The organism is Acidobacteriota bacterium (assembly GCA_016184105.1).
GTDB lineage: Bacteria > Acidobacteriota > Vicinamibacteria > Vicinamibacterales > 2-12-FULL-66-21 > JACPDI01.
Window position 1 is genome coordinate 22229 of sequence record JACPDI010000011.1, and the last position, 13572, is coordinate 35800.

General features: G+C 68.3%; 15 protein-coding genes and 1 pseudogene. 9 read left to right on the top strand and 7 right to left on the bottom strand.

Going from position 1 to position 13572, the window contains the following annotated elements; translation table 11 throughout:
* Window positions 1–69 precede the first annotated feature (69 nt).
* The 4 genes and pseudogenes from HYU53_03795 to HYU53_03810 all read right to left on the bottom strand — a co-directional run bounded on the left by HYU53_03795 (window position 70) and on the right by HYU53_03810 (window position 4007).
* Window positions 70–1122: pseudogene (locus tag HYU53_03795) on the bottom strand (efflux RND transporter periplasmic adaptor subunit).
* Window positions 1119–2477 carry a TolC family protein gene (locus HYU53_03800; protein MBI2220312.1) on the bottom strand — a complete coding sequence of 453 codons (1359 nt, stop codon included), beginning with the start codon at window positions 2475–2477 and terminating at the stop codon, window positions 1119–1121. The pseudogene HYU53_03795 and the gene HYU53_03800 overlap by 4 nt, the downstream one beginning before the upstream one ends.
* Window positions 2474–3073 (bottom strand): TetR/AcrR family transcriptional regulator, encoded by a 600-nt coding sequence (locus HYU53_03805; protein ID MBI2220313.1) that lies wholly within the window; start codon window positions 3071–3073, stop codon window positions 2474–2476. The genes HYU53_03800 and HYU53_03805 overlap by 4 nt, the downstream gene beginning before the upstream one ends.
* Before the next feature lie 58 nt (window positions 3074–3131).
* Window positions 3132–4007, bottom strand: a complete 876-nt coding sequence (locus tag HYU53_03810) for an MBL fold metallo-hydrolase (protein ID MBI2220314.1) — start codon at window positions 4005–4007, stop codon at window positions 3132–3134.
* Between the two features lie 156 nt (window positions 4008–4163).
* Between HYU53_03810 and HYU53_03815 the strand changes: the two genes are divergently transcribed.
* From HYU53_03815 to HYU53_03825, 3 genes are all read left to right on the top strand, one after another.
* Window positions 4164–4832: a TetR/AcrR family transcriptional regulator gene (locus HYU53_03815; protein ID MBI2220315.1), complete on the top strand. Its 669-nt coding sequence runs from the start codon at window positions 4164–4166 to the stop codon at window positions 4830–4832.
* A 70-nt stretch (window positions 4833–4902) separates the two neighbouring features.
* Window positions 4903–5325, top strand: coding sequence for a hypothetical protein (locus tag HYU53_03820; protein ID MBI2220316.1), 423 nt, complete (start codon window positions 4903–4905; stop codon window positions 5323–5325).
* Window positions 5326–5337: 12 nt separating this feature from the next.
* Window positions 5338–6330 (top strand): Glu/Leu/Phe/Val dehydrogenase, encoded by a 993-nt coding sequence (locus tag HYU53_03825; protein MBI2220317.1) that lies wholly within the window; start codon window positions 5338–5340, stop codon window positions 6328–6330.
* Window positions 6331–6346: 16 nt separating this feature from the next.
* On the opposite strand, the gene HYU53_03830 is transcribed toward HYU53_03825, so the two are convergent.
* Complete coding sequence (locus HYU53_03830; GenBank protein ID MBI2220318.1) at window positions 6347–6592, bottom strand: hypothetical protein; 246 nt, start codon at window positions 6590–6592, stop codon at window positions 6347–6349.
* A 345-nt stretch (window positions 6593–6937) separates the two neighbouring features.
* Between HYU53_03830 and HYU53_03835 the strand changes: the two genes are divergently transcribed.
* The 6 genes from HYU53_03835 to HYU53_03860 all read left to right on the top strand — a co-directional run bounded on the left by HYU53_03835 (window position 6938) and on the right by HYU53_03860 (window position 10575).
* Window positions 6938–7129, top strand: coding sequence for a hypothetical protein (locus HYU53_03835; GenBank protein ID MBI2220319.1), 192 nt, complete (start codon window positions 6938–6940; stop codon window positions 7127–7129).
* Window positions 7130–7251: 122 nt separating this feature from the next.
* Window positions 7252–7824: a redoxin domain-containing protein gene (locus HYU53_03840; protein MBI2220320.1), complete on the top strand. Its 573-nt coding sequence runs from the start codon at window positions 7252–7254 to the stop codon at window positions 7822–7824.
* 38 nt (window positions 7825–7862) lie between these two features.
* Complete coding sequence (locus tag HYU53_03845) at window positions 7863–8291, top strand: MarR family transcriptional regulator (protein ID MBI2220321.1); 429 nt, start codon at window positions 7863–7865, stop codon at window positions 8289–8291.
* A complete protein-coding gene (locus HYU53_03850; GenBank protein ID MBI2220322.1) occupies window positions 8288–8983 on the top strand; it encodes a methyltransferase domain-containing protein in 696 nt (231 codons plus the stop codon). The genes HYU53_03845 and HYU53_03850 overlap by 4 nt, the downstream gene beginning before the upstream one ends.
* Window positions 8984–9002: 19 nt before the next feature.
* Window positions 9003–10142 (top strand): efflux RND transporter periplasmic adaptor subunit, encoded by a 1140-nt coding sequence (locus HYU53_03855; GenBank protein ID MBI2220323.1) that lies wholly within the window; start codon window positions 9003–9005, stop codon window positions 10140–10142.
* A gap of 1 nt (window position 10143) precedes the next feature.
* Entirely contained in the window at window positions 10144–10575 is a 432-nt protein-coding gene (locus tag HYU53_03860) for a hypothetical protein (GenBank protein ID MBI2220324.1), read from the top strand.
* Between the two features lie 88 nt (window positions 10576–10663).
* Here HYU53_03860 and HYU53_03865 read toward each other — a convergent pair whose 3' ends face one another.
* A complete protein-coding gene (locus HYU53_03865) occupies window positions 10664–11140 on the bottom strand; it encodes a c-type cytochrome (protein MBI2220325.1) in 477 nt (158 codons plus the stop codon).
* The gene (locus HYU53_03870; protein MBI2220326.1) at window positions 11137–13572 is read right to left on the bottom strand and encodes a c-type cytochrome; all 2436 of its coding nucleotides are present in this window, start codon (window positions 13570–13572) and stop codon (window positions 11137–11139) included. Before HYU53_03870 ends, HYU53_03865 begins: the two co-directional genes overlap by 4 nt.

Consider the following 13572-nt stretch of genomic DNA (forward strand, 5'->3'; position numbering starts at 1 on the left):
GCTTCGCGCCCGCGTGCACATCGACCGGCGCGCCGGCGCCGAGCGACGCCGGCGGATCGACGACGACGACTCGCCCGGGCGAAGGCCGGTGGTCACCTGCACCAGGTCGGACTGTTCGACGCCGACCCTCACGTCGCGGCGCTCGACCCTGCCGCCCGTCACCACGAACGCCTGCGCTCGGGCGGGATCCGCGCCGTCGCGGACGAGCGCCGCTGGCGGCACGGTGAGGCTTCCCGGTACCTCGCGCACGCGAATGTCCGCGCGCGCGAAGAGACCGCCGACAAGCTCGGGTCGACCGGGCACGCGGACCACCACTTCGAAGGAACGGCTGCGGGAATCGACAAACGGCGCGACACGGTCGACCCGCCCGGTCGTGGTGAAACCGGGAAGGGCGTCGATCGTCACGGTCACGGCCTTGCCCACTCCGAGTTTCGACAAGTCGGCCGACGGCACCGCCGCTCGGAACTCGAACACCGCATCGTCTACGATGTCGACGATCGGCGTGCCAGCCGCGAGCATTGTCCCCACGTCGGCGGCGCGATGGGAGATACGGCCGGCCACCGGCGCCCTGACCTGTGTTCGCGCAAGCTGCTGTTCGGCGATGCTCAGCTCTGCCCGCGCCTGCGCGAACGATGCCTCGGCGACCTGCACGGCAACCTGGGCCGCGAGCCCGTCCTTGTCCGTGATCCCGCCGGTCTTCAGCAACCCCGCGGCCCGTTCTTCCTCGGTCCTGGCGTGCGCACGATTCGCCTCCGCAACGTCGAGGGCCGCCTTCGCGCGATCGCGCGCGAGCTTGAGATCCGTGTCATCGAGCACCGCCAGAACCGCGCCCCTGGGTACCCGATCGCCTTCGCGAATGAGGACCCTGAGCAGGCGCGCCGGGACCTCGGCCACGACCGGCACGTGGGCGCGCGGATCCAGCGTCCCGGTCAGTGTCAGCGTCTCCGTGAGATCGCGCGTCTCGACGGCCGCGGTTCGCACGGCGATTCGTTCCTCGACGCTCGCCGGACGTTCGGTTTCGGTGCGGGCGCCGCACGCGGCCGCAGCCGTTGCGACGATCGTTCCCAGCACCACGATGCACGGGCGAGAGGGGGTCTGCATGGCTGCCTTCTTCGGAGTCATCGCTTCGCCGGGGCCGCGGGCCGCCCGTCGGTCAGGGGATCGCGGCCCATGACGAAGCTGAGCGAGGCGCGCGAGTTCGCGCGCGTCAACAGGGCCTGGTTGCGGATGTCCTCCGCGAGGACGAGCGCCTGTTGTGCGTCCAGCACGTCGAGCGGGGTCGCGGTGCCCAGCCGGTAGTTCGCCTCGGTCATGTCGACCGCCCGGCGCGCCTGCGCCACGTTGAGATCGGCGGCTGCCAGCGTGCGTTCGGCCAGCAACAGCGAGTCCCAGAGCGCCTGCACGTCAAGCCTCACCTGGTTTTCCAGCGCGGCGATCCGCTGGGCCACGACGTTGCGCTCCGCGAGTCCCTGGGCTATGCGGCCTGCGGTTCTGTGGCCGTCGAACACCGGAATGGTGGCGGTCACGGCCGCCGACCACCGTGCGAAGTCGAGGTCGGCGAGGTCGCGCGGATTCCGCGCGGAAAATCCATACCCTGCGGTGAGATCGACGCGCGGCTTCATCTCCGCGCGGCTGACGTCGATCAGCCTGTCGCGCACTTGAAGCTCGAGCCGAAGGGACTGGAGTTCCGGACGTGACGCCAGCGCTTCCTCGACTGCCGCCTCGAAGGTGCTCGCGACCGGCTCGACGCTGAATGAATCGGTGGGCTCGACGGCGGAGTCGATCGGCCGCAGCATGATGGTGTTCAGGCGCGCGCGAGCCGCCGCCACCTGCGTCTCGGCGCGAAACAGCGCCGCGCGCTCGTTCTCGAGGTCGACTTCGACACGAAGGACGTCGAGCTCGGTGGCGACGCCGGCGCTGCGGCGGCTTCTGGCCACGTTGACGTGGGCCTCTTTCTGCTCGATCGCGCTTCTTGCGACGCGCAGCTGCTCCAGGGCGAACAGCAGATCGTTGTAGCCGTGAATGGCCTGCAGGGCGATGGTCTGGCGCGCGAAACGCACCTGTTCGTCGCCGGCCTCGCGGGCGAGCTTCGCCGCGCCGACGGCGTGGCCCAACTTGAAGCTGAACAGCGTTTGCTGAACGGCCGCGTACGCGTCGAACATGTTGCCCGGGATCGGCCGCAGCGCGGCCCGGAATTCGGCCGGAAAGCTGTCGAAGTTCGGCGTGTTCAGCAATCCCGGGTCCCTGGAGCGAAGCGCGCGCATGGACCAGGAGAGATCGGGCAACGCATCGGCGCGCGCCTCGGTGATCCGGCCTTCAAGTACGGCAACCTGCTCGAGCGCAAGTTTGACCTGGGGATGCGCCGTGATCGCCTGGGCAACGGCTTCCGCGCGCGAAAGCGGCTGGGCGGACGCTGTGATGGTGGTGCCCACTAACACCGCGATGGCAAGAGCCGGGCTGACTGCTCGTACGGTCATTGCCAGCCGTCCAGAACGGTGTCGACCAGCAAGTCGGCGAGCTCCGGCGTCAGCTCGGGGCGTCCGGCGATGAGGTATCCGTGAGCCGCCTCTTCGATTGCGCCGGCAAGGATCAGCATCCGGATCTCGGTGGGGCCGGGCGCGATCTCCCGTGTTTGCACGGCCTCGTCAACAGCCCGGGCCAGGACGCCCACGATCTCGTCATAGACCTCCATGCAGTGCGGCAGCTCGGTCGTGCCCGGCATCGCCCAGACCATGCCATGGAGGAATCGCCACAAGCGCGGCTGCCTGTGCACGTCCTCGAAAACGGCCCGCGTGATCGTTTTCAGGCGTGTACGGAGCGGACCCGGTGTGGCGAGAGCACTGTCAACGATCGCTCGGAACTGCTCGAAGCTCGTCGTGGCGAGCGCGCGCAGCACCCCCTCCTTGCTTCCGAAGAAGTGATAGAGCGACGGCTTGGTGATGCCGGCGGCTTCACAGATTTCGCGCACCGACGTGGCGTCGTAGCCGCGGACGGCGAACAGATCCAGCGCGGTCGCGAGGATGCGACTGGCGCTCGAGGGGTGCACGGGTGCAGCCGAATCGGTGGGGTCCATACTGACGAGGTAATATACCTAACGGTAGGTACACTGGTCAAATCCGCGGCTCTGGCCATCAGAATCGATATCGACCCCCGTTCGGGAGCACGTGCACGCGCTCCCTCACCGGGTCGTGCTCCAGCAGGTTTTGCAGAACCTCGCGGGGTTCGTCGACCGCGTCGAACGCCATCCTGAACGAGCCCCAGTGGATCGGAATCAGGTGACGGGCGCGCAGCATCGCGAACGCGTGGAGCGCGTCGGCGGGGCTGAGGTGGTGGTCCTTCATGAACCACCGCGGCCGGTACGCGCCGATCGGAAGCAGGGCGACATCGATCCGATAGGCGCGGCCGATCTCGCTGAAGGCGGGCGACGGACCGGTATCACCGGCGAAATAGACGCTCTTCTCTCCGCGAACGATGTAGCTGAACGCTCTGGGCCACGTGGCCGACGCGGAATTGCGGGCGCCGCTGTGCGCCACCGGCACGGCGATGACATCGATGCGCCCGATGCGTGTCAGCCGCCCCGCCTCGACCTCGTGCACCCGCGTGAACCCTCGCTCCCGCAGGTAGTGCCCGTTCCCTTTCGCAATCAGGATCACGACCTCCCTCGGGAGACGCTCGAGCGTGCGGAAGTCCAGATGATCGCGGTGCGCGTGCGAGATCAGCACCGCGTCGAGCGGCGGCAGCGCGTCGATTCCCAGCCCCGGCGCCCGCGACCGGCGGAGGAACATGACACGATCGTTGAAGTTCGGGTCGGTGAGGATCGTCGCCCCGTCCAGATGGATCAGCGTCGTCGCGTGCCCGACGAAGACGACCGCGTTCTCTCCTCGCTCGAACGTCGGTGCGGCGCGCGGGACGAGACTGGCGGACGTCGTGATCCGACCCACGCACGCCCGGACCGACAGGGCGGCCGTCGTCAGCAATGCGGCAATCAGCGGCCATGCGATGGACATCTTCATCATGTGAAGAGGACGATCGCCGGCGCGTCAATGTTCACGTGCTTCGGCATCAGCAGCCGTCCTACAGCACGCGGAACGTGACGCCCATCTTCACGACGATCGAATCGGCGTTCCACGTGGCTCACCACGTCTTGAACCATACGCATACGTATGGTTAGCCGGACTCTACCGGCGGCGCGGCGCCTTGTCAATACGCCTCCGTATGGTCCAAAATGCCCCGTGGGCTCATCCGCACGCCGGCGGGGAAAAAGCCGGGCGCTCGGCGCCGCGGACGGGGTCGCGGCGGCGCTCGAGGCGATCAGGAAAGACGGGATCGAAGCGGTCGCCGTGGAGCCCCTCGCGCGGAAACTGCGGGTCACGAAAGGGAGCTTCTACTGGCACTTCACCGATCGCGACGCGTGGCTGACCGCGGCGCTGCGACGGTGGGAAGAACTCGAAACCGAGGCGATCATCGCGGGACTGGCGTGCGTCGACGACCCGGGTGAGCGGCTGAAACTGCTGCTCATGGACATCACGGATCCCTCGCGCGACTACGGAGTGGAGCTGGCGCTGTTTCGTGCCGGCGATCACCGCCTCGTCCGCCCGGTGTTACGCCGCGTCGTGGCCCGGCGAATGGCGTACGTCGAGGAGTGCTACCGTGCGCTCGGATTGACCGGCGCCGAAGCAAGGCGGCGCGCCTTTCTTGCGTATACCGCGTACGTGGGGTTTCTCCATTTGCGGCCGGAAGCCGCGAAGCTCCTGTCATCCGGCGAGGAGCTGGCCGCCTTCCGGCAGCACGTGATCGACACGCTGATCGCCGGTCCGCCCAAGCCAGGATAACTACCGCGACGGAGCAGGACACCGGCATCGCAGGCACGCGGACTGTGCCGCTGAAGACAGGAGCATGGCTATGACACCGCAGCGACTGCACGCGCTCATCGGACTCCTGCTGCTGATGGCGGGCATCGCGTTCGACTTCGGCTACCTTGCCCCCAGCGTCACCCGGGCCTTCAAGGGCGATCCCAGCCCATACCTGAACTCCTTCGCCCGGTACATCCATGATCTGACCAGGACGTACATGCTGGTCCTTGGCCTCGCGAGTCTCGCCCTGGCCGTCTTGAGCGCACGGACCGGTACGCCGGCACGCGCGGACTGGGCCGCCTGCCTCCTGGTCGTCGGAGGCTCCCTCGTCGTCATCGCGACCGCCTTCTGGTATGCGAGCGCAGGTCCTTCGTTCCAGTGGGAGACGCGCTGCACCGTGCTCACCGCCGGCCTTGCCGCGTTGCTGCTCGGCCTCGGGCTCGATGTCTACCGGATTGGCTGGAAAGCATAGGCAGGAGTCTCCATGCGCGCGACTGAGATCTGCGTACCCGGCTTCGAAGAAGTCTATCGGCTCGACGATCCGCTTGGCTTCGTGGCGCTGCACCGCTGCCGGCGTGCCGCCGCGTTCGGGGGAACGCGCATCCGCGCCTACGCCTCGCCCGACGAGGCGCTGCACGACGCGCTGCGCCTCGCCGAAGCCATGACGCGCAAGTACGCCATCAACGGGCTTCCGTTCGGCGGCGGCAAAGCGGTGCTGGTGCAACAGGCGATCGGCGACCGCGCGGATGCCCTGAACGCGCTCGGAGACTTCGTGGAGTCGCTGGGCGGCCGGTTCATTACCGGATCGGACCTCGGCGTCACGGAAGCGGACGTACAGCTGATGGCCGGTCGCACATCGTACATCGAGTGCCGCGACGGCGCCGAGGCCACATCCGACAGCGTCTTCTATGCGATCCAGGCCGCGCTGGAGTTCTGCCGCGGGAGCGATTCCCTGCAGGACCGCACGATCGCCATCCAGGGCGTCGGCGCGGTCGGGTCCCGGCTCGCCGTCAAATGCATCGAGGCAAGCGCCCACGTCATCGCCGCGGACACGGACGCGGCTCGAATCGCGGCGCTTTCAGCCGCCGTTCCGGTGAAGCCCTGCCCACCCGACGAGATCCTGCGCATCCAGGCGGACGTCCTCGCGCCGTGCGCGGTGGGGGGCGTGATCCGAGGCCACGACGTCGAGGCGCTTCGCTGCGCGATTCTGTGCGGCGGCGCCAACAATATCCTCGACCGCGACGAGACGGGGGACGCCCTGGCGGCACGCAGCATCCTCTACATTCCGGACTTTCTCGCCAATTCCGGGGCGGCCGTCGAAGGTGCGTGGACCCAGCTCTCCGGCCCGGGGGATTATCAGCCGCAGGTCGCAGCGATCGGACGGCGGGTTCGTGAAGTTCTGGAAGAGGCGAAGCGGACGAGCGTGTCGCCACTGGCCGCAGCCCTGCGGAAGACCGCGGCACAGGCGGCTCGGTGACTGCGCCGTCCACAGCCTACGAAACGCGCTCACCCTTCGGGGATTGGCCTGGCAGAAGAAAAGTCTCGATCAACTCGCCGTCGCCGCAGACCGTCATGCCGGAGGACCGCTTGTACCACCGACCCTCGGGTACCTCAGGTCCGGTGTCGAGCCATTTCGCGAGCAAGCCAAGTTGCGTCGCCGGAATCATCCGGCTCTGGATGCGATCGAGGAGATGGTGAAACAGCGCGGGAGGAAGGTTTTGACGGCGGACCTTCGGCACGGCTCTCTCAAATGCCGTAGAAGCCGCGCGTGAGGCGCTCCTTGATGCGTGCCGCCTGGATTGAGTCGGACGCGGACGCGAGCTGTTTGGCGAGGAGCGCCAACTCATCGGGGCTGAGGCGATTGCCCTTCCCTTCGAGCGCCGTCAGTTCGGCCGGGCGCCTTTCCGGTTAATACGGGAGCGAAGGCACGATCGCAGCAGCAGAAGCACCGTTCGCGGTCCCGCCCCAAACACCCGATTCTCCCCCCTCCGTCGGATAGCCCCGCGCGACCGCGTGAGGTCTACTGAAGAGACTCGCTGTGTCCAGTGAACTGGCCACTGGCCACTGGCCACTGACCACCACCAATGACCCAGGCCTTCCACGCCCTCGTCGGCCATATTCCTGCGTGGCCGTCCGCCGCGCGGCTCGTCACCGCCGCCCTTTCGCGCGCCTTTCGGTGGCGGAGCGGCCCGGGCCGCATGTCGGTGGCCGACGTGAGCCTGCAGTGGCTGCGGGAGCACGAGGTCGCGTCCTACAAGCACAACGACGACTGCTGAACGAGCGCGGGGCCGCCGCCCTGTAGACGCCTGTTAGTTCCGTAAACGAACAGTTCAAAATTGGAACCAATCGGGGCGCCGGCGCGTATCTCCCTCTGACGCCACGGGAGGGCGTGCGAGCGATGGCGCTGAGAGGGACGACCGCCGCCGGCTTAGGTGTCCTGCTGTCCACGGCTTCCGCGTTCGCGGGTCCCCCCGGCCGGGAGCTGCGGCCGGGGGACCAGGCTCCCCCGTTCGTGCTCGAGGACGCGTCTGGGAGCCGGCACGCGCTCGCCGGCCTGAAGGGCCTCCACGTCATCCTGCTGTTCGGCCACCGCAACGTGAGACGGGAAAACCAGCAATGGGCCGAGGCTTTCCAGGCGCGCTACGGACGAACGCCGTCGGTCCGGATTTTCATGATCGGGGACATGCGAGGCGTGCCGGTCTTCGTTCCAAGAAGCCTCATCAAGGATCGAGCCCGGGCCACCAGGCCGCCCGTTCCGCTGCTGCTCGACTGGGGCCAGAAGGTCAACACGCTCTTCGGTGTGGACCCCAGGCGGATCGACATCTTTGTCGTGGAGCCCTCCGGCGCGATCGCGCTTCGCCACCGGGCAGAAGGCTTCACCGACGCCGATTTCGCCGCCTTGATCGCGCGGTTGGACCCGGTTCTTTCCAGTGCGGATCGATCGGGGTTCGCAGCGGCCGCCACGCCATGACCGCGTCCCGCCCCGCACCTGACCGCCTGGAGGACCGCGTGGCCTCCTTCGCCCGCCTGCTCGGCGAGATACACGAGGAGGAGCTGCGACTCCTCCGCGCGGCGGGCCGTTCGCTGACCGAGTACTACGTCCTCCGGATCCTGGCCCACGATCCAGGCGCCACGGCAACACAGCTCGCGCGCCGGCTGTCGCTTGCGAAAAGCTCGGTGAGCGTCGTGATCGACGACCTGGTCAACGAGGGTCTCGTGCAGCGCACGCAGAACCGCGGCGACCGCCGCCGGATCACGCTTCGGCTTTCGCGAAAGGGCAGGAACTGGGTGACCCGGTTCCTGGCGCTCAAAGGGTCGCTGCTCTGGGAAGCGATGTCGGGGTTGACCGCGGAACAGCAGCAGATGGTCGAACACGTCATGGCGCGAGTGACCGCGGCGCTGGAACGCCGGCGTGCCGGCACAGGAGGGCCATCATGACGGCGACGAAGGAATTGACCGGAAGTCACGCCACGAGCGAATGGACCGGGTTCACCGGCCGGCTCGGCGCGTGGTACCTGGCAAGCCGGTATCGACGTCTCGCCGAGCTGCTCGTCCTCGGGAACCTGCGGCCGCGCCTGTTGCGCGCGCTCGATCTGCGGGGAGACGAACTCGTGGTCGATGCCGGCTGCGGTTCGGGCTTCTACAGCCTGGCCATCGCCGGCCGCCTCACGTCCGGGCGCGTCATCTGCGTGGATCTGTCCGACGAGATGATGGCGCGGCTCGCGCGGCGCACCGCGCGACAGGGACTGAGCGGCCGCGTGGACATTCGAAAGGGGGACGTCACCGCCCTCGACCTCGACGAGGGGCTGGCGGGTTGGGCGGTGTCGAACGGCGTGTGGCATGAACTGCGCGAGCCCGCGCAGGCCGCGCGCGAGCTGTTCCGGGTTCTGCAGCCGGGGGGACGCGTCGTGGTGACGGACTTCCGCGACACGCGTCTCGGACGCCGGATTGCCGCGGCCCATCGCGCGGGCGACCACGGACCGTTCAGCGTGGACGAACTGAAGGCGCTGCTGGAAGCAGCGGGCTTCGCCCGCGTCGGCGCCGAGCCCGTCGGCCATTGGGTTCTCGCGTGGGGAAGAAAACCGTCGCCGCTTCAGGGTGACGGTGGGCGGGATCGGGTCGGCCACTGATGCCGCGGAGACGTGCGTAATGCAAGGCGACGTGACCGGCTCCGGAGCCGCGACCGGATTGTCGAGACACCGGCGGACAGCGCGCTGGCTGCTCGGCATCCTCATGTTGGCCGGGGCCCTGGCGGCGTACGCCTACCGTCAGACCCGCAGCGAATCCTCGTACGCCACCGTCGTCGTCCACGAGGAGACGCTCGTCCACGAGATCTACGCGACAGGCACGCTGAACGCGCGAGTCACCATCGACGTGCGCAGCCGCATCCCCGGCGTCGTGAAGATCGTCGATACGGATGCCGACCGGCGCGTGGCGCGCGGGCAGCGGCTCGCTCTGCTCGACACCGATCTGCTGGAGGCCGAGCTGGCGCAAGCCGAGGCCACGCTCGAATCCGCGAACGCGCTGCTCGAGAAGTCCGCCGTGCAGCTCCGCGAGGCGGCGCTCGGCCTGGAACGCGCACAGGAACTGGCCTCGGCCGGTCACCTGTCACGAAGCGAGCTTGACGCCGCGGAGGCGCGGTACCGATCCGCAAATGCGGAGAGGTCGGCGCAGGAACGCCAGGTCGCCCAGTACGAGGCCGCCGTTCGACGCGCGCGGTTGAACCTCGAACACGCGACGCTCAGATCGCCCATCGATGGCGTCGTCCTCTCGCGCAACGTCGAGGTGGGCCAGACCGTGAACGCCACGCCGCAGCCGCCGACGCTCTTCGTCCTCGCCGCCGACCTCGCCGAGCTGCAGCTCGACGCCGATGTCTCGGAAGCGGACGTCGGCCATGTCGCTGCCGGACAGCCGGTGCGCTTCTCGGTCGACGCGTATCCCGGACGCCTCCTCACGGGCGTTGTGAAGGAGGTCCGATTGGGACCTCTTCTCGTGCAGCAGGCCGTCTACTACCGCGTGACCGCGGCGGTCGAAAACGCAGCCGGGCAGCTCAGGCCGGGCATGACGGCCGACGTCTGGATTGAGACGGCGCGACGCGCGCGCGCCCTCCTGGTCCCGCCGACGGCGATCGCGGTGGAGGCCGGCAGAACCTGCGTCGAGGTAATGGAGGGCGGTCACCTCAGGAGGCGGGACATCGTCCGGGGCCTGACCAACAAAGATGGGCGCGTCGAAGTCCTTTCGGGCCTTGCCGCCGGCGAGCAGGTTCTGGTCGCGGCCAAGGGCGTCTGACGTGGGCGAGCTTCGGGTCGCGGCGTTTCTCGCATTCAAGTCGGTTGCGCGGGGGTATCGGTCGACGCTCCTCCTGATGGTGGCCATCCTGTCGCTCACCTTCGTCAACGCGCTCTTTGTCGCCGGCATCCTGAACGGCATGACGAACGCCATCCATCGCCAGGTGATCGACCACTTCACGTCGAACCTCGTGATCGATCCCCAGGAGACCCCGGTCCTGCTGGCCGACGAACCGACCGCCAGCCTCGACACCGCTTCCGCGAAAGTTGTGCTGGAGCTGCTGCGCACGCTCAACCAGGAGCTCAAGCAGACCATCGTGATGGTGACGCACGAACTCGAGGACAGGCGATACGTGGGAAGGGTCGTCTGGCTGCGCGACGGGCTGATCGACAGAGTGGAGTCAGCCGGTTACGACGCGGTCGCCGTCAAATGAGGCGAGCGACCGGCGGGCGACCGTCGAGCAGCGGCCCTTTCTCATCGACAGGAACCTGCCCGGGCAGATCGGTAGCAGGCAGCGCGCGTCATCGCGACCCTCGCACGGTGGCCGCCGCGGCCGCGCGGCCATCGAGCCTGCCGCTCGAAAGCAGCCTGATGAAGGCGACCAGTGAGTCGATGTCGCGCGGCGTCAGCCGCGGGCCCCAGGCCGGGCACACCGGCGGCTGCTTTGACGTGCCGCCTCCCCGCGCAATCCTGGCGAGCAGCCGCGCGTCGCTCCATGCGCCGACGCGCGTCGAGGGCGCGAGGCTCGGCACTTCAGTCGCCAGGTTTGGCGCGTTGATGCCGAACCCATCGCCGGTCCGGCCGTGACAAGGGCCGCAGTACGGCTCGAAGAGCAGACGGCCGGCTTCCTCTTCGCGCGAGAGCGGAGGTCGATCCGTCTCCTCGACCTGCGGCCGATCCCCGGCCTCCAGGCGAGGTCCCAGCGCGAGCATCGCCCACGCGCCCAGCGCCGCGGCGACGGCGACGGCCACGATCGCGATCGCAAGCCGTGTCCTCATCTCCGCCTGCCGCTGTACAGCGTGCGCTCATCGAGAGAAAGCAGGAAAGCCGTGATGGCCCGAGCTTCCTTGTCGTCGAGTTCGTACGCGGGTTCCCGGGCTGCCGGATCGAGCCGGCGCGAGTTTCGCAGCCACGAGTAGATCCAACCTTCAGTCAGGCGCCGTGCCGCCGCCGTCAGGTCCGGGCCGACGGCGCCGCCTTTCATGCCGACCTGGTGGCAGCTGTCGCAGGCGTACTTGGAGTAGTACAAGGTTCGCCCGTGTTCGATCAGGGACGGCGTGATCTCGTTTCGCTGGAAGACGGCCCTCGGGACCGTTGCGTCCACCAGTACGTTCTCGATGTAGGTCGCCATCGCCTCGACCTCTTCGCGACCGAGCCGGAATCGTGGCATCCGCTCCTCGAGCGAAGGCCGGATCGTGTCGGGTTGGTCGAGAAACCGGCGGAGCCATTCAGGGCGCACCCTCGAACCCTCTCGAGTCAGATTGGGAGCAAGCGAGCCGCCGCGCCCCCGGATCGTGTGGCAGACCAGGCAGTTCAAATCCGCCGCCAGTTCGCCGAACCGCCCCTCCGGCTCATACACATTCGATGGAGGGACGTCACGCAAGTACTCGCCGGGAGGCAGTTCATCGGTGAGGCTGGCCAGATAGGTCAGGAGCGAGAAGCGCTCGTAGCCGGAAAAGGCGAAGTCCGGCATCTTGAGCCCGTCCCGAAAGCTCCGCGGTTGGCGCAGCTTGGTCTCCGTCCACGCTCGCCAGCTTCGCGGCACGTCACGCCGAAGCCCGAAGTCCAGCCGGTCCACCTCCTTGTCGGCGTAGCCCGTCAACTCCGCTCCGACACGGCCCGTTTGCTCGAACGGCGGAATGAGGTGACACCCGAAGCACCCGTAGCTGCGAACGAGCCGCCGCCCTTCCGCGTGGCGCCCGGCAACAGACGGAGCGGGGGGCCAGGCTCCCTCGTCGAAATCTCGCAGTTCCGATGAAACGTACGCGACCATGTCCGTCAGTTCGCGGTCGGAGAACCGATAGCGCGGCATCTTCGTTCCGGGGTGCAGGCGTGCGGGCTCATGCAGGAACGATCGCAACCAGTCGGGGCGGATCTTGCTCGAGACGCGCGCGAGATCCGGGCCGATGACGCCCCCACGGCCGTTGAGCGCGTGACAGGTGACACACCGCGATTCCTTGAACAGCGTGTCTCCCCGCTTGATCGCTTCGGAAGAGGAAGGCGCGATCGTCAACGGGATCGCAGTCGAATCGGCGGTTGGAGACAGGAGAAACGCGGAGATGTCCGCAATCTCCTGGTCGCCGAGCAGGAAGTTCGGCATGCGCGTGCGAGGCAGGTAGGCCCTCGGGTCCCGCAGCCACCACGCAAGCCACTGCGGCCGGACCTTTCGCCCGACGTTGGCGAGAGGCGGGCCGATGCGGGGAGCTGACACGCCTTCCACCTCGTGGCAGCCGTGACACCCCGCTTCGAGAAAGAGCCGGCGCCCTGCGCGGGCATACGGCTCGGCCGGAACGTCCTCTCCGCGATGACAGATGGCGCAGCGGGCGCCGACAAGATCTCCGGAAAGCAGCGGCTGACGCCAATGGGCCACGGCACCGTGAGCGGCGGGCAGACGCGTGGCGCGCCCCTGCCCTCCGTGACAGATGGTGCACCCGAAGCGTTCCGGCGGATGCTCCTCGAGGTAGCGGCCGACATGGCTGCGGAGCGGCTCGGGCGCCTTCTCAAAGCCGGGACGGGTCGAGGCGATGTGACAGCTGGTGCAGCGATCGACGTGCCCCAACGAGTCGAGCAGGAACTGCTGCACCTCGGCCCGCCCGCGGCCGGCCGTCACAAGGTCGGCGCGCGCACGCGACAAGGGGGACTCGAGCTTCGCCAGGCTCTCGCGCGCGGCACGCACGTCCGCCGTCAGCGCCCGCTCGACACGGCTGGCTTCGTCGCGGGCGGCGGAGAGCCGCTCCCGCCGCCGCGCCAGCTCATCGACCTCGAGCCGCAACGCCTCCAAACGAGATCGGAGCCGCGCGCGATCCGAATCATCATCGGCCAGGATGAAGTCGCGTTCGATCCGCTGGTAGTCCGCGCGCAGGCGCTGCAGCGTATCCTGCACGACGGACAGCTCCCGGCCGCCGGTCTCGAGCTCGCGGCGTACGCGATCGTGCGCCGCCGACTGTGGCAGGCGCCGCAACGCCTGTTCGGCCGCTTCGACCCGCGCGGAGGACAGCCGCACCTCGGCCTGCCGGCCGCGGAATTCCTCGTTTGCCGCGGCGAAGCCGCGCTCCGCCCTGAGGCGTTCCAGCCGGAAGAAGTCGTGCTGATGGCGGCGCCACGCCGGAGTCGCTTCCTGGATGATGAGAACGGCGAACACCACCAGCAAGCCAGTGCCGGAGAGAGCCGTCCAGGTCCGGATCGGAAACTGCCGCGGGTCCAGTCGCAT